This window comes from Nibribacter koreensis, assembly GCF_039541795.1.
GTDB classification, from domain to species: Bacteria; Bacteroidota; Bacteroidia; order Cytophagales; family Hymenobacteraceae; genus Nibribacter; species Nibribacter koreensis.
Genome location: NZ_BAABGX010000001.1, coordinates 912048 through 937509 on the forward strand (window position 1 = coordinate 912048; position 25462 = coordinate 937509).

Annotated in this window: 25 protein-coding genes; 17 read left to right on the forward strand and 8 right to left on the reverse strand. The window is 47.3% G+C overall.

Going from position 1 to position 25462, the window contains the following annotated elements:
• Positions 1-100: 100 nt before the first annotated feature.
• Positions 101-538, reverse strand: a complete 438-nt coding sequence (locus ABD880_RS03915; RefSeq protein WP_345162537.1) for a hypothetical protein — start codon at positions 536-538, stop codon at positions 101-103.
• Between the two features lie 489 nt (positions 539-1027).
• Here ABD880_RS03915 and ychF point away from each other — a divergent pair, with 489 nt between their 5' ends.
• The 3 genes from ychF (at position 1028) to ABD880_RS03930 (ending at position 4499) form a co-directional block, all read left to right on the forward strand.
• Positions 1028-2125 carry a redox-regulated ATPase YchF gene (gene ychF / locus ABD880_RS03920; RefSeq protein WP_345162539.1) on the forward strand — a complete coding sequence of 366 codons (1098 nt, stop codon included), beginning with the start codon at positions 1028-1030 and terminating at the stop codon, positions 2123-2125.
• A gap of 246 nt (positions 2126-2371) precedes the next feature.
• Positions 2372-3865: an OmpA family protein gene (locus ABD880_RS03925; RefSeq protein ID WP_345162541.1), complete on the forward strand. Its 1494-nt coding sequence runs from the start codon at positions 2372-2374 to the stop codon at positions 3863-3865.
• Positions 3866-3965: 100 nt separating this feature from the next.
• The gene (locus ABD880_RS03930) at positions 3966-4499 is read left to right on the forward strand and encodes a DinB family protein (protein WP_345162543.1); all 534 of its coding nucleotides are present in this window, start codon (positions 3966-3968) and stop codon (positions 4497-4499) included.
• A 373-nt stretch (positions 4500-4872) separates the two neighbouring features.
• Here the strand turns inward: ABD880_RS03930 and ABD880_RS03935 are convergent, their stop codons facing one another.
• The gene (locus ABD880_RS03935) at positions 4873-7029 is read right to left on the reverse strand and encodes a dipeptidyl-peptidase 3 family protein (protein ID WP_345162545.1); all 2157 of its coding nucleotides are present in this window, start codon (positions 7027-7029) and stop codon (positions 4873-4875) included.
• A gap of 145 nt (positions 7030-7174) precedes the next feature.
• On the opposite strand from ABD880_RS03935, the gene ABD880_RS03940 reads away from it, so the two are divergent.
• The gene (locus ABD880_RS03940; RefSeq protein WP_345162547.1) at positions 7175-7645 is read left to right on the forward strand and encodes an Mpo1 family 2-hydroxy fatty acid dioxygenase; all 471 of its coding nucleotides are present in this window, start codon (positions 7175-7177) and stop codon (positions 7643-7645) included.
• Positions 7646-7758: 113 nt separating this feature from the next.
• Here ABD880_RS03940 and ABD880_RS03945 read toward each other — a convergent pair whose 3' ends face one another.
• A complete protein-coding gene (locus ABD880_RS03945) occupies positions 7759-10215 on the reverse strand; it encodes an ABC transporter permease (RefSeq protein ID WP_345162549.1) in 2457 nt (818 codons plus the stop codon).
• Between the two features lie 358 nt (positions 10216-10573).
• Positions 10574-11269, reverse strand: coding sequence for an ABC transporter ATP-binding protein (locus ABD880_RS03950; RefSeq protein WP_345162551.1), 696 nt, complete (start codon positions 11267-11269; stop codon positions 10574-10576).
• Positions 11270-11424: 155 nt separating this feature from the next.
• Here ABD880_RS03950 and ABD880_RS03955 point away from each other — a divergent pair, with 155 nt between their 5' ends.
• The 12 genes from ABD880_RS03955 to ABD880_RS04010 all read left to right on the forward strand — a co-directional run bounded on the left by ABD880_RS03955 (position 11425) and on the right by ABD880_RS04010 (position 19592).
• Positions 11425-12102, forward strand: a complete 678-nt coding sequence (locus tag ABD880_RS03955) for an arylesterase (RefSeq protein ID WP_345162553.1) — start codon at positions 11425-11427, stop codon at positions 12100-12102.
• A 415-nt stretch (positions 12103-12517) separates the two neighbouring features.
• Positions 12518-13192, forward strand: coding sequence for a hypothetical protein (locus tag ABD880_RS03960; RefSeq protein WP_345162555.1), 675 nt, complete (start codon positions 12518-12520; stop codon positions 13190-13192).
• Positions 13193-13424: 232 nt separating this feature from the next.
• Positions 13425-13874: a NanQ anomerase/TabA/YiaL family protein gene (locus ABD880_RS03965; RefSeq protein WP_345162557.1), complete on the forward strand. Its 450-nt coding sequence runs from the start codon at positions 13425-13427 to the stop codon at positions 13872-13874.
• Positions 13875-13883: 9 nt separating this feature from the next.
• Positions 13884-14645: a hypothetical protein gene (locus tag ABD880_RS03970; protein WP_345162559.1), complete on the forward strand. Its 762-nt coding sequence runs from the start codon at positions 13884-13886 to the stop codon at positions 14643-14645.
• A gap of 42 nt (positions 14646-14687) precedes the next feature.
• On the forward strand, positions 14688-14894 hold the full coding sequence (locus ABD880_RS03975; protein ID WP_345162560.1) for a hypothetical protein: 207 nt from the start codon (positions 14688-14690) through the stop codon (positions 14892-14894).
• 45 nt (positions 14895-14939) lie between these two features.
• Positions 14940-15422, forward strand: coding sequence for a GNAT family N-acetyltransferase (locus tag ABD880_RS03980; protein WP_345162562.1), 483 nt, complete (start codon positions 14940-14942; stop codon positions 15420-15422).
• Positions 15423-15478: 56 nt separating this feature from the next.
• Positions 15479-15970 carry a nuclear transport factor 2 family protein gene (locus ABD880_RS03985; RefSeq protein WP_345162563.1) on the forward strand — a complete coding sequence of 164 codons (492 nt, stop codon included), beginning with the start codon at positions 15479-15481 and terminating at the stop codon, positions 15968-15970.
• Between the two features lie 282 nt (positions 15971-16252).
• Complete coding sequence (locus tag ABD880_RS03990; RefSeq protein ID WP_345162565.1) at positions 16253-16750, forward strand: hypothetical protein; 498 nt, start codon at positions 16253-16255, stop codon at positions 16748-16750.
• Positions 16751-16798: 48 nt separating this feature from the next.
• On the forward strand, positions 16799-17380 hold the full coding sequence (locus ABD880_RS03995) for a c-type cytochrome (RefSeq protein WP_345162567.1): 582 nt from the start codon (positions 16799-16801) through the stop codon (positions 17378-17380).
• A gap of 258 nt (positions 17381-17638) precedes the next feature.
• Complete coding sequence (locus ABD880_RS04000) at positions 17639-18439, forward strand: HipA family kinase (RefSeq protein ID WP_345162569.1); 801 nt, start codon at positions 17639-17641, stop codon at positions 18437-18439.
• Positions 18417-18800 carry a DUF3037 domain-containing protein gene (locus ABD880_RS04005; protein WP_345162571.1) on the forward strand — a complete coding sequence of 128 codons (384 nt, stop codon included), beginning with the start codon at positions 18417-18419 and terminating at the stop codon, positions 18798-18800. The genes ABD880_RS04000 and ABD880_RS04005 overlap by 23 nt, the downstream gene beginning before the upstream one ends.
• A 327-nt stretch (positions 18801-19127) precedes the next feature.
• A complete protein-coding gene (locus ABD880_RS04010) occupies positions 19128-19592 on the forward strand; it encodes a CPBP family intramembrane glutamic endopeptidase (RefSeq protein ID WP_345164113.1) in 465 nt (154 codons plus the stop codon).
• Positions 19593-19688: 96 nt separating this feature from the next.
• Here the strand turns inward: ABD880_RS04010 and ABD880_RS04015 are convergent, their stop codons facing one another.
• Positions 19689-21335, reverse strand: coding sequence for an ABC-F family ATP-binding cassette domain-containing protein (locus ABD880_RS04015; protein WP_345162573.1), 1647 nt, complete (start codon positions 21333-21335; stop codon positions 19689-19691).
• Between the two features lie 231 nt (positions 21336-21566).
• On the opposite strand from ABD880_RS04015, the gene ABD880_RS04020 reads away from it, so the two are divergent.
• Positions 21567-22010: an SRPBCC family protein gene (locus tag ABD880_RS04020; protein WP_345162575.1), complete on the forward strand. Its 444-nt coding sequence runs from the start codon at positions 21567-21569 to the stop codon at positions 22008-22010.
• 111 nt (positions 22011-22121) lie between these two features.
• On the opposite strand, the gene ABD880_RS04025 is transcribed toward ABD880_RS04020, so the two are convergent.
• The 3 genes from ABD880_RS04025 to aroF all read right to left on the reverse strand — a co-directional run bounded on the left by ABD880_RS04025 (position 22122) and on the right by aroF (position 25395).
• Positions 22122-22877 carry a hypothetical protein gene (locus ABD880_RS04025; RefSeq protein WP_345162577.1) on the reverse strand — a complete coding sequence of 252 codons (756 nt, stop codon included), beginning with the start codon at positions 22875-22877 and terminating at the stop codon, positions 22122-22124.
• Between the two features lie 253 nt (positions 22878-23130).
• Complete coding sequence (locus ABD880_RS04030) at positions 23131-23877, reverse strand: phenylalanine 4-monooxygenase (RefSeq protein ID WP_345162579.1); 747 nt, start codon at positions 23875-23877, stop codon at positions 23131-23133.
• A 501-nt stretch (positions 23878-24378) separates the two neighbouring features.
• A complete protein-coding gene (gene aroF, locus ABD880_RS04035; protein WP_345162581.1) occupies positions 24379-25395 on the reverse strand; it encodes a 3-deoxy-7-phosphoheptulonate synthase in 1017 nt (338 codons plus the stop codon).
• Positions 25396-25462: the final 67 nt, after the last annotated feature.

Below are 25462 nucleotides of genomic sequence, written 5' to 3' on the forward strand. Positions count from 1 at the left end.
GTATTTTAATCATTTGTAAAATAGCTGCTAACGGCCTCGTGTAAAAGGCGGCGAAGGCCGTCGGCCGAAGATGCCTTTTACACAATGTTGTGCGTAGTTCTTATTTTAACATTTGCTCTTCATTGCCAATAAAGGCTGGATTTCCAATAACCTCTAATTCAGTATTGTCTTTTTTGCGGCTATATCTCTGGCCGATTATATAACCAACTTCATCTTGTCTATCAAATCCTTTTACTAAAACAGCATCTACTTTATTCCCGTCGACTGTTAAATAGCCATCATAGATAACTATACCGTATCTGGCCTCTTTTTCATTCATTAAGAATTGCTCGCCTTTTTTAAGACCCTCTTCCATACGTTCTGTCACGAACCTCTTCAAATCTCTTTCACCTTCTTTCTCTGTAACAACAATCGGGATTAATGTGCCAGCGCTATCTGCATGGAGATTTTCGATTCCATAGTCTAGCCCAAAGAACATCAAGTCGGCAAGTTTTTCCTCTGCTTGGTCAAATTCTTTCTTTTTAATGTCCGCTTTCATGCAACTTAGAGTCGATATGATGCTCAGTAGGATAATGATTTTATTTTTCATTTGAATTACGCACAACTACTGTATCAACCGAACTATTCGGATTATCTGCACTATGTATGGTGGTTGTGAAGAGGTTTGAAATGTACAGGGAAGTTAGGAATTTCTATCTTGTCTTCAAAAAAGCATGTAAACAGCGTAGCTAGTGCGTGTTGGCCATTCTCAAAACGCAAAGTATTAAAAAGAAAACGTTAATAGCCGTGTTATTACCCGGGTATACAAGTTTATACTCGGGCAAGTAAAAGTCCTTACAGTTTATTTAACCGTTTTCGGCCTCTTTTTCAGAAAACAGGCCAAAAACGGTGACTCTTATTATACGCCGCCAGATTCACGCCAGAATGCGTATATTTGCGGCCGTTTAAAGGCACCTATCTCTACCTTGACCAATGAGTGCCTTAACTTGTAATCAATCTTCAGAACTTTTAATAACGCCTTATATATATGGGACTTCGTTGTGGAATAGTGGGTTTGCCAAACGTGGGCAAGTCTACGCTGTTCAATGCCTTGTCAAACGCCAAAGCAGAATCTGCCAATTACCCTTTCTGTACCATTGAGCCCAACGTGGGCGTGATCACCGTGCCAGATGAGCGCCTCCAGATTCTGGAAGGCCTGGTACATCCAGAGCGTGTATTGCCTACCGTGATGGAGTTTGTAGACATTGCCGGTCTGGTGAAAGGTGCCAGCAAAGGCGAAGGACTGGGCAACAAGTTCCTGGCCAACATACGCGAGGTAGATGCGGTCATCCACGTGGTGCGTTGCTTTGACGATCCCAACATTGTGCACGTGGCTGGTGGCGTAGACCCGGTGTTTGACAAGGACGTGATAGACACTGAGCTTCAGTTAAAAGACCTGGAGTCCATTGACAAGAAGATTGCCAAGGTAGAGCGCACCGCCAAATCTGGTGACGCCGCCGCCAAAAAGGAGTTTGCATCTTTGCAGCGTTTTAAGCAGCACCTAGAAAGCGGTAAGAATGCCCGTTCCCTGGACGTTTCTGATGAAGACCTGGATGCGGTAGAAGATTTAAAACTCTTAACCATTAAGCCTGTCATTTATGTAGCCAACGTAGACGAGGCCTCCATCCAGACGGGTAACAAATTCCTGGACGCCCTTAAAGCCCACGTAGCCGAAGAGAATGCCGAAGTGGTAGTGATCTCTGCCGCCATTGAAGAGCAAATCGCTGACTTTACAGACGCCGAAGAAAAAGAGATGTTCTTGGGAGAGTATGGTTTGACAGAGTCTGGCCTGAACAGATTGATCAGGGCTTCTTATTCATTGCTCAACTTGATCACCTACTTTACCGCGGGTGTAAAGGAAGTACGCGCCTGGACTATTCAAAAAGGCTGGAAGGCCCCGCAGGCCGCCGGAGTCATTCATACAGACTTTGAGAAAGGATTTATTAGAGCTGAGGTGATCAAACTGCCAGATTACGTGGAGTATAAGTCTGAAGCCAAAATCAAGGAAGCTGGTAAAATGTCTGTTGAAGGCAAAGAATACGTAGTACAAGACGGCGACATCATGCACTTTAGATTTAACGTCTAAGTATTCATATTTAAAGATTACTTCAAAAACCGGAGAGCTCAAAAGGCTCTCCGGTTTTATTTTTTGGCATTTTTCTGCAGTTCCAAGCCCAAAATTGAGTTGGACAACTAACATAAATAGTGAAATTAATAACCTGCCCCTCTGCTACTTACGTACTATGAATATTTATTATTTCAAAGAAATGGAAACATTTTATTTCATTTGGGGTAAACATGCTCATATTACTATATTCCAACTTTTAAAACTATGAAAAGAACCTTACTAAAAGCAACAATGGCAGGCGCGCTTTTGCTGTCCATGGGTGCTACCAACAATTCAATAGCTCAGTCCGCTGACCGGCCATGGGGACTATCGCTTTACGCAAGCGCCAACCAGGCCAGAACCAACGTGCGCAATGACATGTGGGACATGAGCAACTCCTCTTGGGGTGGTGGCTTGGCCATTAACCGTTACCTGTCTCCTTCTTTTGACCTGTCTTTGCAGTTAAACTACTTTAACTTAAAGCAAGACGCTCCTTTTGTAACTTGGAGAACCACGGGTTACGGGCCAGGAAGATTTGATGACGAGGTAGGAACTGCCAACCTTGCCTTCAAATTAAAGATGAACAATGGCAAAATCTTGAAAGAGGAGTCATTCATCAAGCCTTACTTAGTAGCAGGTCTTGGCTTGCAATACGCTAGCGTAGAAGCCTACCTGCCTGTAGCTATCCCGGGTGGTACGCGTGAAGAGAAATGGGATGAAGGCTTGTTGCGCATGAACTACATGGGCGGCGCCGGTCTTGGTTTCAGAATCACTGACGGTATTAGCCTGTTTGTTCAGTCAACCTTGAACTACCCAACCACAGACTTATTGGACGGTATCTCTAACGAGCAGTCTGATGAGTTGAACGACCGTTATTTACAGCACCAGTTTGGTCTTTCTTTTGGTTTAGGTAAAGCCAAAGACACAGACGGTGATGGCGTTTCTGACAGAAGAGACGAGTGCCCAGACACCCCAGCCGGTGTGCAGGTAGACAAAAAAGGCTGTCCATTGGATGGTGACGGTGACGGCGTAGCTGATTACTTAGACAAATGCCCTACTGAAGCCGGTTCTGCCGCTCTTGAAGGATGCCCAGACAGAGACAATGACGGTGTACGTGACTCAGAAGATGAGTGTCCAGACCAAGCGGGTCCAGCTGCCACTCGTGGTTGCCCAGATGCTGACGCAGACGGCGTAGCAGACAAAGATGATAAGTGCCCAGGTACTCCAGCCGGTACAAGAGTAGATGCTTCTGGTTGCCCAGTAGTAGTTGACCGTGACGGTGATGGTGTAAACGATGACGTAGACAAGTGTCCAGATGTTGCTGGTTCTGCCGCCAACATGGGTTGCCCAGCCTTAGACGCTGCTGACAGCACCTACATGGCACGTGTTCCTAAAATCCAGTTTGAATTCAACAGAGCGGTATTGAAGCCAGTTTCTTACGGTACGCTTGACAGAATGGCCACCATGCTAGGTAAGTATCCTCACTACAACCTGCGTATCTCTGGCCACGCTGACCACGTTGGTTCTAATGAGTACAACCAAGAGCTTTCTCTAAGAAGAGCAGACGCTGCCAAGTCTTACTTGATTGACAAGAAAGGCATCAGCACAGACCGTATCTTAACAGAAGGTTTTGGTGAAGAGAGACCAATTGCTCCTAACACGACCAATGCTGGTAGATCACAAAACAGACGTGCCGAGTTCAGATTGTTCATTCAATAGTTGAATCAAGCATAAAAAACAGAAAAGCCCTGCCTTTGGTGGGGCTTTTTTGCGTTTAAGGAGTATTGGCTACCCAAAGAATTTACATTCCTTATTACTCATGGATATCCCAGCAAGAGAAGTTTGGCAGAGAGGTCCCCTGCCCGGAGTACCCTCCATTTTACAGCCCGTGGCCCATGCCCTCTTGCAAGCTGAGGAAGAGGTACAAAAAGAGATGCAAGCTTTTCCAGAAGAGCTTTTATGGAAACGATTAGGTGGCGTGGCCTCAGTAGGTTTTCATTTACAACATCTTACCGGTGTCTTAGATAGACTTTTCACCTATGCCCTTGCCCAGCCCTTACAACAAGAGCAACTGCAATCCTTGGCAATAGAAGGAAAGGAATCACCTGATATAGTAGTATCTCAATTGGTCGCTGCATTTCATGGACAGGTAGAAAAGGCCATCGCTCAATTGAAGAACGAAGAGGAAACCCAGCTGCTTGCCGCCCGGGGTATAGGAAGAGCCCAAATTCCCACCACTGTCCTTGGACTCTACGTTCACGCCGCAGAACATACCATGCGCCACGTTGGCCAATTGCTGGTCACTGCCCGAATCTTAAAAAGCATGACACACGATCAAAGAGCAATTGATTGATTGATTGATTGATTGATTGATTGATTGATTAGGTCCCAAGTGATTTCAGTGCAAAACCGTTTTTTACCTGTTTTCGTGGAATTAGCCTAAAAACGTATTTGACACGTCTCTTCTCTCTAAGGGAAAAGGTTAAGATGAGGAAGTTGCTCTTTATAGGTAAAAACCAGGTACTGCCATGTCTTGGCGTATAGCATACTAATCCAGAATTCTTTGCTAAGTGTAAATACCCCTCTTTCGTCCCTCTCTAAATCTCACGTTTGGTTGGGAAATAGATGCGCGTGGTAAAAGTTATGGGATAAAAAAAAACGCTTGAGAAATATCTCAAGCGCTTTTCGTTTTTAGGCTGTTTCCCAGGAATTAGGGCAAAAACGGCTTAGTTGTAATGCGGCAGGAAGTTATACGTGTCACCGTACTCTAGCATTTGCTGCGTAAAGTTGGTTGGGTAGGTTAGCAACACATCTACAATCTTACCGTCTTTAACCACCGGCGTCAACTTTGGCTGAATGAACCCGGCATACGGGGCAATGTTGAGTTTGCTGTAACGCTCCAAAACTTCTTTGTGCAAGGTCTGGTCTACTTTCACGCCATACGTCTCTACCAGGTTCTTGGCGGCATTGTAATCTCCTTCAGAAGTGATGCGCTGGGTTTCTCTCAACAATTGGCCAAACAAACCTCTCAGTTTCTGGTAGTCGTTGATTTTGAAATAAGTTTTGCCATTTCTGGTCACGCGCTCAATTACGTTGTCCTTCTTGCCTTTCTCAAAAGCCCAGGCGGCCACCATCTGGCGGTTGCGCATGTGGGCTTCTTCAATGGTTTCACCTAATTCAATTCTTGACAGTTGCGTCATTAAACCACCGCGTATGTAGCCGTCATATTCTGCCTTGCCCGCGTCAATACTAGGCATCACGCCTATCTCTACCAATTTAGGGTCCATGGCGTAGTACAAGGCCACTAAGTCGGCACGGCCTTCCTCAATGGTGCTGGCGTAGCTCTTCAGGGTTTCCTTAGGAGTACCAACGCCCGGGTTGATTTGGCCAGAGGCGTGTCCAATTACTTCGTGCATGTCGGTGTGCAGGTCACTGGCCAGAGAAGAGTATTTCTTGGAACGCTCAATCTCCTCGGGGCTGAAGGCAAACTCCGTCAACACGCTTCCGCCGGTATTAGCGGCTTCATTGTAGGCTTTCACGATGTTGCCCAGGTTCACCGACTTGGAACCGTGCTCTTTCCTGATCCAGTTAGCGTTAGGGAGGTTAATGCCAATAGGCGTGGCAGGCGCAGCGTCACCGCCTTCTACCACGGTGGTAATCACCTTGGCGGTAATACCTACAACATTCTTCTTCTTATGCTGAGGCAACAGCGGTGAGTTGTCCTCAAACCACTGGGCCTGGTCACCTATGGCCTTGATGCGCTTAGTAGCCTCCTGGTCCTTAAAAGACACTACAGACTCATAGGCCGCCTTAATGCCTAGGGGATCGCCGTAAACCTCAATAAAGCCGTTTACTACGTCTGTGTTAGAGTTCACGTCCTTCACCCAGGCAATGTTGTATTCATCAAAAGTGCGCAGGTCACCGGTTTTGTAATACTGTACCAGCTTTTGTAAAGCCAGACGCTGTTGCTCATTCTCGGCTACCGGAATAGCTTTCTCTAACCAGAACACAATGCGCTTGATGGCGGCATCATACATACCCCCCACTTTCCAGACCTTCTCCACTACTTTGCCATTCTCTTTCATGAGCTTGGAGTTGAGGCCGTAAGAGATAGGACGCGGGTCCTTCTTATCGGTGATCTTGGCGTAATAGTCTTCTACTTCTTTGGTAGTTACGCCTTCATAATAATTACCCGCCGAGGTAGCCACTAAGTCCTGACCGGCCACTTGGTTCACGCGCTTGGCGGCCACGTTAGGGTCAAACAAGACAGGCGTTATCCAAGCGATGAACGCGTCCACAGATTCACCTTTTTGCAAAGGCAACTGGCCAGCCGGTACTTTCTTGATAGATTCAGCTAAAAAAGCTTTGCTGAATTCTGGCAGAAACTTGCTGGTTGAATAATGATGGTGAATGCCGTTAGAGAACCATACGCGCTTGGTATACACCATAAACTTCTCCCAGTCAGGAGAAGTTGACTTGTCGCGCTTGTTTTCTACAATGGCGTCTAGCGTGCGGCGTATGCGCAGGTTGTGCTTAAAGTTCTGGTCATAAATGATATCACGGCCAGACAAGGCGGCTTCATAGAGGTAGTACAAAAGCTCCTTCTGCTGGGTGCTCAACTGCTCAAAACCTGGTACTCGGTAACGCAGAATGCGAAGATCCGCGAACTGGTCCATCACGTACTGGAAATCCTGCTCTTCTTTTAGCACTTGGGGCGGCGAGGTCTGGGTTACAGACACTTGCTCTATTCCTGCTTCTACAGATGCTTCCTGTTGTTGGTTGCTTGCCGTACTGCTTTGCGAGGTGGTCGTATTTTTGGCACAGCTTCCTAACAGCATTGACGCCATCAAGAACGCTGACACTTGCGTGATATTCTTTTTCATTTGAGAATGATATGAATGGTTGGTTAAAAGTACTCAATTTGAAGAAAGCATCAAAAACCCGTCCAAGACAGTAATGGCTCCCAAACATGATGGTAAATTACTTTGTGGTTTGCTAACTTACAGTCACACTTACCACTAGCTCCATATGTCTGCCATCCACGTTTTGTTAGATGAATACGCCGAAAGCCACCGCAACGGCACCAACAAAACCATCCACTGGATTTGCGTACCCGCCATTATGATTAGCCTCATAGGTTTGCTTTGGTCCATACCGGTGCCGCTCCTTTTTGAGATGGTGCCTTATCCCATGAATTTGGGAATTTTATTTGTCTTGACGGCCATGCTGTATTATTTCTTGCTGTCGCCTAGACTGGCTTTGGGCATGGTGCTTATAAGCTTTCTGTTCTTATGGATAGTGTACCAATTAGAACAAATCTCCGGTGTCCCATTATGGGCCACTAGCCTTTTCATTTTTGTGTTGGCATGGATTGGTCAGTTTGTAGGGCATAAAATAGAAGGCAAGAAACCATCCTTCTTAAAAGACCTGCAATTCTTATTGATCGGACCAGTGTGGCTCTTGAGTTTCATTTATCAAAAGCTGGGCATTTCATTCTGAGATATCATGCATCCTTTCTTATGAAGGCTAGAGTCTACTTGTATTCCTTTGATTAAAATTTCATTCCCGTTTTTGGCCTGATTTCTGGAAATCAGGCCAAAAACGACACCTTTCTATACGTCTGACCGCAGCACTTCTAAGGGCGGCTTTGCCACCACGGCCTTGCTGTTGAACAACCCAATGAGCACCGTCAATAATGATATGGACCCGAAGATGATGAAGACGGGCATGACAGGTGGCGTGAACTGGGTCTCAAACTGAAACTTGGCCAAGGCCCAGCTTCCCAATAAGGACAAAACCACGCCAGTTCCGGCGGCCAATGCTCCCAGAAAGAAATACTCCAGCGCCGTGATGAGCAGAATCTGTTTACGGCTGGCACCCAGCGTGCGCAGCAATACGCTTTCCTGCATACGCTGATATTTACTGATGAGCACTGACGCAACCAATACCACCAACCCCGTGATGATGCTAAAGCCCCCCATAAACCTGATCACAAAGCCAATCTTGTCAAAGAGCTCATCCATCACGCTCAAAATCAAACCCAGGTCAATAATGGACAGGTTAGGGAACTGCTGCACCACGGCCTGCTGGAACCTAGCCGAGGCTTGGTTGTTGGGCACCCTGGTCATCAGGACATGAAACTGGGGCGCCGCCTCCAGCACCCCTGCCGGAAATACTACCCTAAAATTGGTCTGTACGCGGTTCCAGTCTACTTTGCGCAGGTTCCCTACCACCGTAGGAATCAAGGCGCCTTGTACATTGAACACCATCTTATCTCCTACCTTAACTTTAATACGCTGTGCGTAGCCCTGCTCCAGAGAAACAAACACCGTGTCTTCTGGTGTAGCTACTTTCCCTCTCCAGGCGCCCTCCACCAGCTGCTCAGAAGAAGTAATAGAATCTCTAAACGTGGCCCGCAATTCGCGCTGGAAAGCCCTGGGCGAAATACCCAGCGTAGAATCCTTCTGTACATCTGCCGCCGTCTGCCCGTTAATTTCCTCTACGCGCATGGTCACAATGGGCACTTGCTGTATGATGGGCAGTTGGTATTGTTTGGCTAGTTGATTGACGGCCTCGCGCTGGTTGGTTTGTATGTCAAACAGCACCATGTTGGGCTGGTTCTCACTGGCAGACAAGGTGATTCTATTCAATAAGATGCTCTGTACAAAATACAGCGTGCAGATAAAGGCCGTGCCTAGCCCTATGGATACAATTAGAATGAGCGTCTGGTTATTGGGTCTGTACAAGTTAGCCAAGCCCTGCCGCCAGAGATAACTCCAGGAACTCGGGAAGAACCGGCGCACCAGCCACATGAGGCCCCAGGCCATGCCCGCCAACACCAAAAAGGCCAGGAGCACGCCACCTGTAAAGTATACCGTCTCCAGGAGCGTGTTCATTTGCAGATAAGCAAACCCGAAGATGAATAGCAAGATTAAGCCATACACCCCCCACTTAAGCGGATCTTTAAACAAACTGGTTTCTTCAAAAGACAAGCGAAGGGTGTTGAGCGGCGATATATTCCGGACGGACACCAAAGGCAACAAGGCAAACAGAAGAGAAATCAAAAGCCCTAGCAACACCCCTTGCCCAATGGCCAGCCAAGAGATGCGAACCGAAATCTCAATAGGCAGAAAATCCTGCAACACGGCGGGCAGGGTCTGTTGCACCAGCGTACCCAGCGCCGCCCCTATCAAAGACCCTATCAGCCCGATGCCCAGAATCTGGAACACGTACACCAGAAACGCCTGCGCCGAGCTCATGCCCAAGCAACGCAGAATGGCAATGGTAGATAGCTTCTCCCTGATGTATACATGAATGGCGCTGGCCACACCAATACTACCTAAGAGCAAGGCAATGAATCCAACCAGAGCCAGAAAGTCAGTGAGGTCTTCAAAAGAGCGGCCCGTTTCTTCGCGCTGGGTGTCTATGGTTTCTACCTCAAGCCCCTCTTCTTCTAACCTAGGTTCCAGTTGCTTGACCAGTTTGGCCATGTCTGCCGTGGGACTGTATTTATAGTAGAACTCATAATTGATGCGGCTGCCGCGCTGAGACAAACCCGTCTTGCCAAGGTACTGCAGCGGAATATACACCACCGGTGCCACTGATGCTGATATGCCCGTCTGACCGGGAGCCTTGTTCAAGATACCTGCAATCTGAAACGTAACCTCGCCTACCTTAATAGAGTCTCCCACCTGCGCATTAAACTGCAACATGAGCGTCTTGTCTACCAGCGCCTGTTGATGGGCTTTAAACGTCCGGCCAGCCGCTTCAGGCGTTGTTCCAATCTCACCGTAATACGGAAAATCACCTTGCAACGCGCGTATCTGCACCAGCCGGGTGCCTTGGTTCTTTTTGAAGAGAATCATGGACACAAAGTTCTGCTCCCGGGCCCGCTCTTCACCTAAAGAATCTAACAGCGGTTGCATCTTGGGACTGATGGCGCGGTTGCTGGAAATGACCAAATCTGCGCCAATCAGTTCTTTGGCCTGCTGGTCTATGTCATATTTAAGATTGTCTCCAAAAGAAAAAATAGCCACCAACGCCGCAATGCCCAGGATAATGGAAGACACAAACAAAAAAAGCCGCGACCGGTTGCGCCGGCTATCCCGCCAGGCCATCTTGATAAGCCATGGTACATTAAGGTTTTGCTTTGGTAGGCTAGGCATTTGTGGGTACTGTTAGATGAAAGGCAAAAGCGTATAGTCTGCCAGTGTTTTCTTTAGTTTATAATGACTGTTTTTAGGCAGTTTTCTGGAAAAGAGGCCAAAAACGGAGTTAGCCTCCTTTTAGGTTGAAGGGCATTAATTTCAGAGGCTACAAAAACTTCATCCTCCTTCATTTTAGGTTCTCTCTTTGACGTCTCAATCATTGGTTGCCCTAGTCTCAAATTGATGTCTATCCTTCTTTTGGTAATTGGGACATAATTCTTCACCCGCCAAACTGTCCCACCATTTCATCAGATACCAGATGACCTCCTTTTACTTTTAAGATGCGCTGCGTTTTGGCGGCAAGGTCAAGGTCATGAGTGACTAAGATAAGGGTGGTTCCTGCTTCGCGGTTCAAGTCAAAGATTAAGTTCACTACTTTTTCACTGGTTTCAGCGTCCAGGTTGCCGGTGGGTTCATCTGCGAACAGAATTTTGGGCTGGTTGGAAAAGGCTCTGGCCAAAGACACCCGCTGTTGCTCACCACCAGATAGCTGGGCCGGATAATGATGGTGCCTGTGTCCTAAGCCAACTTTATCCAACAAATCCAGGGCCCGGGCTTTAATGTTCTTTTCCCCACGAAGTTCCAGGGGCACCATCACGTTCTCTAGCGCGGTAAGCGTAGGCAACAGCTGAAAGTTTTGGAAGATGAACCCCACGTGCTGGTTTCTCACCTGGGCGCGCTGGTCTTCTGTTAGACCCTCCAAAGCGATTCCGTTTAACTCAACAATACCCTGGCTAGAACGGTCCAACCCAGCGCAAAGGCCTAGCAAGGTGGTCTTCCCGCTACCAGAGGGGCCTACAATGGCTACGGTAGACCCGGCTTCTACAGAAAAACTTACCTTGTCCAGTACGGTAAGGGTCTTGCCGGCGCTTTGATACGTTTTACTTAGGTTTTCAATTTTAAGGATGGTATTCACAAGGCATGCAGTTTAGATTTGGCAAGTTTAGCATACGGCCTAAGACTAAAATGCCGGGGCGCACGCAAACCAAATGGCTGTTTTAAAGTACTTAAACCTCTAACCACAGGGCTATGTTTTCTGTTATCTTTAAGCCAAGCCACATTTTAAACGCTATGTTACATAAAAACGTGTTCTTATGGAGCCTCCTCCTGCTGTTACTGCAAGGATGCTCAGAGAAAAAAGAAAACCAGACTGCTACAGACGCTTCTACCATGAAAGAGAATGCCCCCGCTCCCGCAAAAACTAAAAATATATTGTTCTTTGGTAACAGCTTGACCGCTGGATACGGCCTAACCCAGGCCGAAGCCTTTCCGGCGATAATTCAGCAAAAAATGGACTCATTGGGGCTACCGTATAAATCTATCAACGCTGGCCTGAGCGGTGAGACCACTGCCGGCGGAAAGAGCAGGATTGATTGGTTGCTGCGCCAGCCCGTAGATGTGTTTGTTTTAGAACTAGGTGCCAATGATGGTCTAAGGGGCATTCCTCCCACTGAGACTTCTAAAAATTTACAGGCCATAGTAGATAAGGTGAAAGCCAAGTACCCAGAGGCCAAGCTGGTCATGTTAGGAATGGAAGTGCCGCCTAACATGGGTGGGGCGTACGCCAGCCAGTTTAGGGTCATCTTCAGGGAAATTGCCGAAAAGAACGATATGACGCTGGTGCCATTTTTACTGGAGGGCGTGGCCGGAATCAGAGCACTCAACCAAGGCGACGGCATTCATCCTACCGTAGAAGGGCAAAAGATATTAGCCAATAACGTCTGGGAGGCGCTTCAACCTATTCTGTAACCAGGATCCATTTCACATGCCAATTCCTGCCCAAGCTCTCTTTCTTAGGCAGGAATTGTTGTTTCTACTCCTCACTGCTTAGCTTGAATAGGGTTTTTACAATTTCTGTAAAGCATTAAAAACCTATTAACAATTAACTCGCAGCGGTTTCAAAATTTATATCCTAAAATTAAAATATACACATAGATAGATACAAATAAAAATCCGATATTTACAAACCTATTAGTAGCCCTCATCTATTAATGCAGTTTGGCTCCCCCAAAGCCATATTTATAAGAAGTATAGTACCCGTGCCATCCCCCGGCACTTAGTAAGCTTAGCGTACCTTTTAGTTTAAGCATGCCTGTTCACAACAGGCCTTGGTGACTGCATTCCATTAAACACTATAAACCACAAAACAAACAACCTTTCTTACATGAAACTTTTTACCAAACTTAAGTTTGCTACTCTGGCCTTTGCCCTGTTGTTTACCATGTCCTGCGAAGAGGAGGAAGAAGTGATTCCGGCCCCTGGCTTGACAACAAAAACCACGCAGGCCAACGCCAATGCCAAATTCACGTCAATGGACATACAAGGCACAGTTGATGCCGGCAAAAATGAAATCACGGCCAGAGGTGTAGTCTACAATAAAACGGGCGCCCCTACCCTTTCTGATGCTAAAACCACTGAAGCGGGCAATACCTTCACCACCACTCTCAATGGTTTAATGCCAAACACCACCTACTTTGTGCGCGTGTATGCCTCAACGGCAACCACCACGTATTACAGTGAGCCCATTCAGGTAAAAACCATGGGACTGGCCGGCACCAAATGGGACTTCACGTTCAACCATTCAGCCACCGTTACCTGGCACGGAGATGTGACGTTTAATGCAGACGGTACTACGGTATATGATGAGCCAGAATCGCCGGGTACTTATTTGTCGCGCGGCACCTGGTCCATGAAAGACAACGTACTAAGCTATACCATGGACTCTTCTGTACAGAATCCTGCCTCTTATGTGTTCACGGGCACCATGGTCAACAACACCATGAGCGGTACCTATACCTTCGGGACTGCTAACAAACCATGGACCGCTGTTAAAAGATAGGAAAGCCATATTTACTTCATACAAGAAGCCCCGCTTCCAGCGCACCATTTGGCGCTGAAAGCGGGGCTTCTCCGTTTTTGGCTTCCTTTGCAGAAAACAGGCTAAAAATGACTTCACATTTGGCGCTTCCTAAAAATACCTGCAATTTACCTTTAGATTACGCCTTGCCTTCGTTTTTTTGTAGCGTCTTGCAAAGTGTATGTGTTCTAAACGCTTTACTTTTAATCACAAAATGGTTTTAGATCAATTACAGCATGCTGACCGGTACACCTCTCTACATCCTTTGTTTGAGCAGGCATTCCAGTTCCTGCGTACCACCAACCTGCTCCAGCTATCTACCGGGAAACATGACCTATCAGGCGATCAGCTGTTTGCCCTGGTTTCTGAAGACAAGGGCGTGCCACAAGAACAAGCCAAACTAGAAGCCCACCTTAAATACATTGACATCCAGTATGTAGTGACCGGCACAGACCGCATGGGCTGGAAGAACCTGTCTGAATGCAGCGCCCCCTCAGAACCCTACGTAGACGATAAAGACATTGCCTTTTACCCAGACAGAACCAACACCTGGCTAGACGTACCGGCAGGTTCCTTTACCATTTTCTTTCCTTCAGATGCACACGCACCCATGGCCACCACAGAGGTAGTAAAGAAGGTAGTGTTAAAAATTGCCGTTGAATAGGCCTAATATATGAGTAAAAATCTTGTGCTAGGCATAATCTTGGCGTTGGCAACGCTAACCGCTACGGCTCAGGAAGCCACCAAAGAACAGATTCAGTTGTTTGCCGAGGACCTACTAATGTCTACTAAATTCTCAGCCAAGGTAGTACACACTTCTACCATAGTGGACGGGCTAATGGTGGTTCAGGTGGAGCCAGCCTATAGAGAATATCCCAGCTTTTTCCTTTTAAAAAAGGATGAAAAAACAAACAAATGGATAAGAGTATTTGAATGTCTTAGCCCAGGCATTCAGTTTGTTTATCCAGGCTTGTATGATTGGCACATGGAGGAAATGGCCTCAGGCATTGATTTTCAAGCGAATGGCCTTACTTCTTATGCTTTTCAGGATAAAGTTGTAACTGCTTTGGTTGAGTCTACCTTTAAAGTAAAAGGAGGTACTATCATCCCTTACCAAAACTTTATTCACATGCACACCGCTGATGAACAAAGTGCAAAGGACTTCTCTCCATATACCATTGACAAGACAAGGTATCTTGATTTTGCCAAACAGCTGAATGGCAGCGCTTTCAGGAAAAACGCTCCTAATGATTGCTCCTTGTACGAATCTCCTAAGGTAGAATCCTTTTCTTTCCTTAAGATGGGAAACACTTATAAAATTGAAGCTGTAACTGACAACAACCAAACTTGGGTTTATACATTTGATGGCATAGACCATAACCATAGGTACTTACTAAACAAGAAAGTTCAGGTACAAACCACTCCAAAGCCTTAGCTTCATTTACTTAATGTAAAACCATTCTTAACTAAATCACCCATGAAAACTAAGCCCTACATTCTATTAACGTTCCTGTTCGCTGGCTCTTTAACGTTAGCGGCATGTGAGCAATCCGGCACCACTGAGAAAACCGGCATTACCACCACAGAGGATATGGTTGAAGGTGCAGACGGTGGTTTAGATTCATTAAACGCCGAGGCAGACACATCCGCCACCATTACCTCAGACACGCTTAGCCTCCAATAACTTTAGCTACCTTCGGCTGTCAATAAACTTGACAGTTAACCCTGTATGCCCATCCAATTCAGACCCATAGAAGCCAAGGACAACCAGCCTTTAGCTAACCTAATCCGCCAGGTGTTCAGAGAATTTAAGATAGATAGACCCGGAACCGTTTACACGGACCCTACGACGGACAACCTTTATGGCCTTTTCCAGATACAGGCCAGTGCCTACCTGGTAGCTGAGGAAGACGGGCTAATCATGGGCGGGTGCGGCGTGTACCCAACAGATGGCTTACCCGAAGGCTACGCAGAACTTGTCAAATTTTATTTGGCGGCAGACGCCAGAGGAAAAGGCATTGGCTACCAGTTGTTGTTAAAAAGCATTGGTCTGGCCCAAGAATTTGGCTATACCCATCTCTACCTGGAGTCCTTTCCAGAATTAGCCAAAGCCGTAAGCATGTATGAAAAAGCGGGTTTTAAACCTGTACAACATGCCTTAGGAAACTCAGGACATTTTGCGTGTAACATTTGGATGGTGAAGGAATTGTAAAGGAATTGTAAAAGAATTCTAACAAATTATTAGCTCCATCTCTTTACTAACTCCTTATGAAAAAGGTATTCTTTACCAGCTTATATTTGGTTGTAAATGTCCTCGCTATATTTTCTTGTACAGCCACTAAGCCTGACACTGCCCGGTCTATTTCAGCCTATAAACCAGACGACCTAGCGCTTTATAAAACCATCGCGTCCTTAGACAGTACCTACTTTACCGCTTATAATTCCTGCAATATGGCCAAGCAAGCCGAAATGTATTCTGAGGATATCGAGTTCTTTCATGACCGGGGTGGGCTTATGACTTCAAAAAAGGACCTGCTGGCAAGCATTGAAAAAAATATCTGCGGAAAAGTTACCCGCACCTTAGTAAAAGGAAGCTTGGAAGTATATCCTATTAGTGGTTACGGTGCAGTGGAGATTGGATATCATTCCTTCTATAATAATCAAGAACCAGATGCCCCAATGCATCCTTCTAAGTTTATCATGATGTGGCATTTCAAGGACGGCCAATGGAAAATAACCAAGGTAGTAAGCCTGCATTAATCCTTGGATGGGAAGTCACTCAATCCTTTACCCGAAGTGTATAAACCTCTTTCTTTAAACCTCGTAGAAAACAGGGTGTCAGGCGACTTGCGTGTTTAGTAAGTTCACGCTTAAACGTAATAGCCTAGAATACCTACATAGATTTTTCAAATCCCTTCCCCCACCAAAAGCGCACCTACTGCCGCTTTAACAAAGTACCAGCTCAACCGTCCTTTCCTTGAATTCTAGTGGTAGAATTATTGAGGCAAGCGATTACCTTATTTGCTATGGCTCAATATGCCTATGGCAGGTTGTCATCCCTTCTACAACTTCATCATCCTTTATTTTAAAAAGAAAGATCATCTTATGGAGGTAAATCAACTTTACAGGCACTGGACTAAGGTGGCGGCTATTTTATTGATAGCAGGTGCTTTGGCTTGGACCATTAAACTCATTGTCATTATTTCAACCGACGGTAGGATTATTGACACAGGAGCAGCTTCTCTCTTAATGAAAGCCGGTATTATACTGCTAGCCATTGGTTCTACCGGGATTGGATTTCGGTTGAGTGAGAACAGACCAACTTGGCTACGAATCCTAGCCATCCTTCTATCTCCATTGGTGGTTTTTGCCTTGTTTTTACTAATCGCACAAATAGTTACTCCCTTGCTGATCAATCCTCTGTTAGAAAACACCAAAGTGTGGTATGCCCAACAAGAAGCCCCTATTGGATTGGCGGTTATTTTCTTCCTGGCAATGGGCTTGCTACTTTTCAATAGCTATAAAACCGTTCGGTCCTAGCACCTATCCAATTAATACCTAGTTTTTAGCCAAAACCATTCAATACCTATGTTCAAGAAAATCCTGAAACGGACGGCGGTAGTCCTTCTTTTGCTACTTGCCGGAGTAGCTGTGGTCACCATGGCCCGTCAGCACCTTACTTATGAGGCACCCTATCCCAACATCACAGCATCCAAAAACCCGGCAGTGATAGAACGTGGGAAACACATTGTACTGGTCTCTAACAATTGCGTCCAGTGCCACAGCCCTGCTCCTGACCCAGCCGGCCTCCTCAAACAAGGTCAAACTCCTTCACTGGCTGGCGGCAAAAAAGTGGAGACGCCTTTCGGGACGATCTTCACCACCAACCTTACCCCTGCCAAATCCGGAATTGGAAGCATGACTGACGGTGAGATTGCCAGAGTGCTCAGGTATGGTGTAAAACCAAACGGAGAGGCCGTGTTGCCCTTCATGCAGGGACAAAACATGAGCGACCAAGACCTGACCGCCGTCATCTCCTACCTCCGCTCCTTGAAACCCGTGGAGAATAAAGTGCTCGAGCATGAGTTTACCATACTGGGTAAATTTGCCCGCGCTTTCATGCTCAAACCTTCCCCGCCAGAACCTACCAATACTCTTGCTAAAAAGTAAGCTTCTTTCAAGGCTATTATGGTTTTGCTAGCTCCTGGCTACTGGTCAATTCTTCTAATTAAATAATAACATAAGGTAAATAAATGACCACTCCATTCATTTTTGGCCTATTTTTCAGAATTGAGGCTAAAAACGAAGAGATCCTAATTTTTGTTAATAGCAGTCCGTTTGGCCTACTTTCAGAAAAGGAGTAGCTTTACTCAGGATGTACCTTCCAAATTTGCTTATTGTAGCAGAGGTACGCCATTTACAACCTGTATGAAGCACTATTCCCCAGAACTCAGAAAGGTGGAGGTGACACGCTACGTCACCCCTCTGCGCGAGGGCGGCTCACTGCCCGCCATTGTAGAGGCCGATGATGAGTTTCTATATGTCTTAAAATTCAGAGGCGCCGGGCAAGGCATTAAAGCCTTGATGGCAGAGATCATTGCCGGAGAGTTGGCACGCGTGCTGGGCCTGCGCATGCCTGAGTTAGTGTTCGCGCACCTGGATGAGGCATTTGGAAGAACAGAGCCAGACGAAGAAATCCAGGACCTGCTACGCTTCTCTGAAGGCTGGAACCTGGGTTTACATTACCTGAAAGGCGCCATCACCTTTGACGCGTTGGTGAATTCTGTAGACCCATTGCTGGCCTCGCAGATTGTGTGGCTGGATTGCCTCATCACCAATGTGGACCGTACCGCCCGCAACACCAACATGCTTATGTGGCACAAGGAACTCTGGCTCATTGATCACGGCGCTGCCTTCTACTTCCACCATAACTGGCCCAACATAGAGGAACAAGCTAAGCGCCCCTTTGTACAGATAAAAGACCACGTGCTTCTGCCTGTAGCCTCAGAGCTAGAGGCAGTAGATGCCGCTTTCAAAGCCTTACTCACGTCAGAAATTATTAGAACCATTGTAGGGCTTATTCCGGAAGATTGGCTAACTGGAGTGGACTCCCCTTTTGGGACTGCTCAGGCCCATAGAGACGCTTACATACAGTTCCTGGAAACACGCTTACAACATTCCCACATCTTTGTTACCGAAGCTAACCATGCCAGAAAAGCACTTATTTGAGTACGCCGTGCTCCGGGTAGTGCCTTGCGTGGAGCGCGAAGAGTTTGTGAACGTGGGCGTGATTCTGTACTGCGCCTCTAAAGGTTTTCTACAAACCGCCTATGAGTTGAACGAGTGCCGCCTCAAGGCCTTGGCCCCAGAGCTAGACTTGGAAGAACTGCAAGAACGCCTAAGGGCATTCCAAAGAATCTGCGCGGGCCGTAAAGAAGGCGGCACCATTGGTCAGCTGGCCGTTGCCTCAAGGTTCAGGTGGCTGGCCTCTACCCGTAGCACGGTGGTACAGTCCTCTCCTATTCACCCAGGATTGTGTATTGACCCGCAGGAAACTCTAGAGAAACTATTTACCCAACTGGTCAAGTAAAATTCAGAGGCAGAATACCTGTAGAAAAAGGAAGTTTTTAGTAGATTCAGCCTACCTAAATCCTTCACCATGGCAGGAATATTTGTTCTTCTGGCCCTATCTTGGATATTGCTTTACTTCTTCCGGCGAACTGGATTGGCCGTATTAGGTTATGCGCCTATAGCAAAAAGACTCTTACAATTCCTGATTGGTGTCTTGTTTGCGGGGGCACTCTGCATGCTTATACAAGTATGCCATGAGGCTTGGCAAAAAGCGCATTGGATTGTGGTGCCTACAGCCACAATAAAATCAATACTTTACTCTTTCTACTGATCCTTTAGATCAGTCCTGACGGAAGAGCTGATGTTCAGGGGTGCTCTGTTGTATGTGTTGTTGCAAACCATCGGTACACGCAAGGCCTTGGCTTTATCTGCCATCGCTTTTGGAGTGTATCATTGGTTTTCTTATGGACTCTTCGGCAATGCATTTGGTATGCTCATAGTATTTGTAAGCACTGGCCTTATGGGTTGGGTGTGGGCTTATTCTTTCTATAAGACATCATCTATGGTGTTGGCAATTGGCTTACATTTAGGCTGGAATTTCGTCTACAACCTGCTGTCTAAAGGCCCGCTGGGATATGTTTGGCTAAAGGCTCAGGGAGGCACTCAAATTGACGGATGGTTCTCTCTGGTAGATTTCCTTATGCCCATTATTTTGGTGCCACTTTTCTACTACTGGCTGGTAAAATATTGCTTCTCAGGAAAAAACACGGTAGTATCATCTTCACCTCCTACGTTGACAACATCAGCATAAAAAGACTAATTAAGTTAAAATCAAAAGCCCTTCGTTTTTAGCCTTTTTCCATCAAAACAGGCCAAAAACGAAGGGCTTTTGTATCTATATGCTCTATTATGGAATGGCTACCTTGCGCTCAATGTCGCGCAGGTTTTCCATTTTCTTGTTGCGCAGGAATCCGTTGATGTCCTCAAAGTGCTCGCGTATGCGCTTGTTGCCAAACTCGAACACTTTAGTCGCTAAGCCGTCCAGGAAGTCACGGTCGTGGGATACTAGAATCAAGGTACCGTCAAAGGCGCGCAGGGCGTCTTTCAAGATGTCTTTGGTCTTAATGTCCAGGTGGTTGGTAGGCTCATCCAGAATCAAGAGGTTCACGGGCTGTAGCAAGAGCTTGATCATGGCCAGACGAGTTTTCTCGCCACCCGACAGCATTTTCACTTTCTTTTCTACTGCATCACCAGAGAACATGAAAGCACCCAGAATGTCTTTGATTTTGGTGCGCACCTCGCCCACGGCAATCTGGTCAATGGTTTGGAAGATGGTCAAGTCTTCGTCCATCAAAGACGCCTGGTTCTGCGCGAAATAGCCAATCATGGAGTTATGCCCCAGCGTCAAGGAGCCGTCATAGTCAATCTCGTTCATGATGGCCTTGATGAGCGTAGATTTACCCTCACCGTTCTTGCCCACAAACGCCACCTTCTGGCCGCGCTCAATGGTCATGGACGCATCCTGGAAGACCGTATGGTCGCCGTATTTTTTGGTCAGGTGGTCTACAATCACTGGGTAGTTGCCTGAGCGCGGGGCTGGCGGGAATTTCAAACTCAGTGCCGATGTGTCCACTTCATCCACCTCAATAATTTCAATCTTCTCCAGCATCTTCACACGGGACTGCACCTGCAAGGTCTTGGAGTACGTGCCTTTAAAGCGGTCAATGAACCCCTGAATGTCGGCAATTTCCTTCTGCTGGTCTTCAAACTGACGTTGTTGTTGCTCACGGCGCTCTTTGCGCAACTGCAGATATTGTGAGTAAGGTACCTTGTAGTCATAGATACGACCCATGGTCACCTCAATGGTACGGTTGGTGATATTGTCTACAAAGGCCTTGTCATGGGAAATAACAATCACCGCCTTGGCATTGTTAATCAGGAAATCCTCTAGCCACTGAATGGACTCAATGTCCATGTGGTTGGTAGGCTCATCCAGTAGAATCAAGTCTGGTTTCTGCAAGAGGATTTTGGCCAGCTCAATGCGCATGCGCCAGCCCCCTGAGAACTCGCTCGTATTACGGTTGAAATCAGAGCGCACGAAGCCAAGGCCCAGCAAGGTCTTTTCTACCTCGGCGTCAAAGTTGACCTCTTCAATGGAGTAGTATTTCTCACTCAGTTCAGAGACGTCCTCAATGAGTTTCATGTAGGCGTCAGACTCGTAGTCGGTACGGGTTTCCAGCTGGGAGTTGAGGTAGTCCATCTGGTTTTTCATCTCCAGAATGGAGCCGAACGCCTTGGACGCCTCCTCAAAAACGGTGCTCTCGTCTTTGGTGAGCAAGTGCTGTGGCAGGTAGGCAATCACCGCATCTTTGGGCGCCGACACCTTGCCTTTGGTAGGCTTGTTTGCCCCGGCAATAATCTTCAATAAAGTAGATTTTCCGGCCCCGTTTTTACCCATGAGGGCAATCCGGTCATTTTCATTGATGTTAAAGGTTACATTGCTGAAAAGCGCTGAACCGTTGAATTCTACCGCAACCGCGTCAACTGAAATCATGATGTCTTATAATGAGAGCGCAAAGATACTATTTTAATCGCCTTTTTTCCTGAGCCAAACCAGCTTTTGAAATAGCCTGAAATTTTGGATTGAAATGGAAATGTGAGCCTGACCGCAGCAACAACCAATCTGCCCAATAGGGTTCATTCTATAAGATTTCATTTTGAGGCTTGCATTGCAGAATGGTAATTGGCTAACTTGGCTTCCATCCACGTCCCAAACACAACCAGTATGGCCATAGAACCCATCATTGTAGAGCGCTCTTTTGAGGCAAGTCCAGAAACCATTTGGCAGGCGCTTACCAATCCAGAAGAAATGAAGAAGTGGTACTTTGACATTCCGGGATTTGAGCCGAAGGTGGGCCATCAGTTTCAGTTCACGGGGGAGAACGAGGGCCGTACCTTCCTTCATCTCTGCGAAGTACAGGTCGCCATTCCCCAGCAAAAATTAGCGCACACCTGGCGCTATGAAGGCCAGCCCGGGGACACCCTGGTCACCTTTGAACTGACGCCAGAAAACAAAGGCACCCGCGTCAAGCTTATCCACGCCGGCACAGAGACCTTCCCCAAAGACAACCCAGACTTGGCCCGCAAAAACTTTGAAGCTGGCTGGAACTTCATCATTGGCACCGGTTTGCAGGACTATTTGGAAAAAGAGAACAAACTGAATAAGTAAGGGAAGAGAAAGTCAGCCCTAAAAAAAGGCGGTTGCCAAGGATGCATTTCTTTAGCAACCGCCTTTCCGTTTTTGGCCTGTTTCCTAGAAAACAGGCCAAAAACGACAGACTTACCCAGCCACCATTTGCAAGACGGCGGGTTCCTCTTTGGCAGGGATGCCTTCTTTTTCTAAGCGCTCCATCAGCGTGGTCAAATCAGAAAGGCTTTCCAGCACGAAGTAGGCCTGCGGTTGCTTGCCTTCTTCAAACGGCATGGCCACCAACTCCTCTAAAGCCAAGGGCTGCCATTTGGTCTCGTGGCGCAGGGCAGCCTCCCCTTCTGGGGCGTTGGAAATCAAGCGTGACCCGAACAAGGTCATCTGGCCTTTGTGGTCCCGCAGCAGGCCGTTGCCCAGCACGTGCTGGGAAATCTGCCACAGCGCTTCTACCGTGGCCGGGTCTTGGCTTTTCTGCGCCAAGGTACCCAAGCGGAACAAGAAGTCGCGCACCTCTGGCTGCGCCAGCCAAGGCAACTGGCTGAAGATGTCCAGAAACAAATCAGAATTTCCCTGTAAGCGCAAGTCGGCGTCTGGGTGCAGACGTAGCTGGGTTTGGGCTGGGAATTTGCGTTTGCTCCATTTGGCCAGCACCTGCGCCGGACGCGGGCTTTGCTCCACTGCCACTACCTGCCAGTCCGTATTTTTTTGCATCCAGAAATTCAGCTCCAGAAACTCAGGAATGAAATACGCCTTCAGGTCTAGGGCTTTCACGCCCTGCCAGAAATTGACAGCTACCACATGTGACAAGGCCTCTACCCGTTTGGTAAACAGGATGTTCCAAATCTGCTGGTGCTGAATGGTGTACTGGTGATACGGTTGTTGATACATAGCGGTAAGCATAAAAAAAAGGCCTGGCTCCAAACTTGGAACCAGGCCTTTTATAGGTGAAAATTTGATCGTCTAGATTGACTCAAATTGCCCATACGGTGTCTCGGTTCCGAGCGATAGCTGCATCGGATTACACTTGACAATCGTAAAATAGAGGGCAAATAGTTTCATTTCAAGACTAATGTATAAACTTTTTGTGACACTTCAAATCGTTTTTACGCTGATTTGTAAAAAACAGCCCAAAATCGGCAATTTATTTTATTTCTTCCTGAGCTAAAGCCAGTTGCAACTCGTCCTCAAACGCAGTGAGCGAAGCCATCAGCTGGCTGTAATCCTCCAGCACGAAGTATTCTTCCTGGAATTTCTCCTTGATGTACGGCGTCTGAAGAATCTGGCGCACGTTGAACGAATGCCGCTTAGGCTCCTCAGAAAGAGAGTAAGCCGTCTCACCTGCCGAGGATAGAATACCCGCACCGTAGATACGTAACTCGCCCTCCTCTTCTATCAGTCCAAACTCCACCGTGTACCAGTACAGCCTGGAAATAAGCTCCACGGCCCACTCATTGTCCAAGAAATTCAAGGCTACCTGGCTCATGGCCTCCAGAAAATTCACGAACTCATGGTTGGCCAGCAGCGGCACGTGCGCGAAGACGTCATGGAACATGTCTGGCTCTTCCAGGTAATCCAGCTGGCTCATGGTGCGCAACCAGGTAGTGGCCGGAAACTTGCGCTGGGACAGCAACTCAAAAAAGGTGCGGTTGTCTACAATGCCCGGCACGCCCACTAATTGCCAGCCTGTTTTGGCCAGCAACCGCACGTTCACCTCCTCAAAGTCTGGAATTCGGTTGGGCTCAAACCCTACGTCCTCTAGCCCCAGTAGAAACGCCTTTGTGGCGGCGGCCGGCAGAATGTTTAGTTGGCGGGTATACAGCAGGTTCCATACCTGTTGGTGTTCTGGCGTGTAAGCGGCGTAATCCTGGGTTAAGATGATGGTTGACATAGAAGGTTGTTTTAGATTCTAAGCGAATAAAAGGACATAAAAAAAGCCTGGCTCCGTTGTCGGAACCAGGCTTTGTATGGTTGGGATAAATCTTCTTTGTTATCCTTGAACGCACGCAATTTCCTTCCGACCGAGGGACTCAGGGCGGTAGTAATAATAATTGCAAATGTTCAAGTGTTGTGCTTGCATGGGTCTAAAAGTAGAGGCCGTGAATTGCATCTCCAAATTAAACGGCAGAATTCTTTGAAGGTTCTTCCGTTTTTAGCCTGTTTTTCAGGAAATAAGCCAAAAACGGATTTAATTAATAATTAGAAATTAAGAATTAAGAATCAGACCATGACGCATTCCGTCCCCCTTTGAAGGGGGTTGGGGGATGATATGCATTATAGATGACCCACAGATTATAATTCCGGGATTACAATGTCTGAGAAAAAAGCTTTTTTCAAATTGATGCGCTCTTGTCATCCCCCTACCCCCTTCAAAGGGGGACGGAATGCGTACTTAATTCCCCAGCTCTTTTCTAAGCGTGAAGGTCTTTTGCATTTTCTTAATCATGCGCTCGGACTCCGGGAAGCTCAGGGTCTGGGCGCCGTCAGAGGCGGCTTCTTCTGGCTTCTCGTGGGTTTCATAGATGATGCCATCGGCGCCGGCCATGATGGCGGCCAGGGCCATAGGCTCCACATACTCGCGTATGCCAATGCCGTGCGAAGGGTCTACAATGACCGGTAGGTGCGTCTTCTCCTTCAGGATGGGAATGGCATTTAAGTCCAAGGTGTTACGGCTGGCAGTCTCATAGGTCCGGATACCGCGCTCGCAGAGCATCAGTTTCTCGTTTCCGCCGGAGAAGATGTATTCCGCAGAGTACAGCAGTTCGTCAATGGTACCCGAGATACCTCGCTTTAACAAGACAGGTTTGTCTACCTTGCCCAGCTCGTCCAGCAGGTTGAAGTTTTGCGTGTTGCGGGCGCCTACCTGAAACACATCGGTGTACGGTTCCATGGGCGCAATCTGCGAAACCTGCATCACCTCAGTGACTACTTTAATTCCTTTGGCGCGGCACATGTCGTAGAACATTTTCAGGCCTTCCAGCCCTAGTCCTCTGAAAGAATACGGAGAGCTACGCGGCTTGAACACGCCGCCGCGCATGAAGCGCACGCCTTGTTCCACCAGGTGGTTGATGGTTTTCTCCACCTGCTCCTCGTTCTCAATAGAGCAAGGACCGGCCATGATGGTGAACTCCCCTTCCTTCACGCGCAACCCGTCCCCGAAGTCAATGACCGTTGGATTCACTTTCCATTTCCGGGAGACCAGCTTGTAGTCATCTGACACGATGTGCAGGTCTTTGATGCCGGGCAGGTTTCCCACGGCGCGCACGTCAAAATCGGCTTTGCCGGTACCCACCAGGTAATGCCCCTGCTGGGTGATGACCTCGGTGATTTTGTATTTCAGCTCATTGGCCTTTTGGATGATGGCCTCTTTCTGCGCTGGGTTTATATCTGCTTGGAGTTGTACTAACATCGGTCTGATTTGGAAATTTCACCTCTCTCCTGTCATCTTGGAAAGATCTTGTCTACAAACTAGAAAG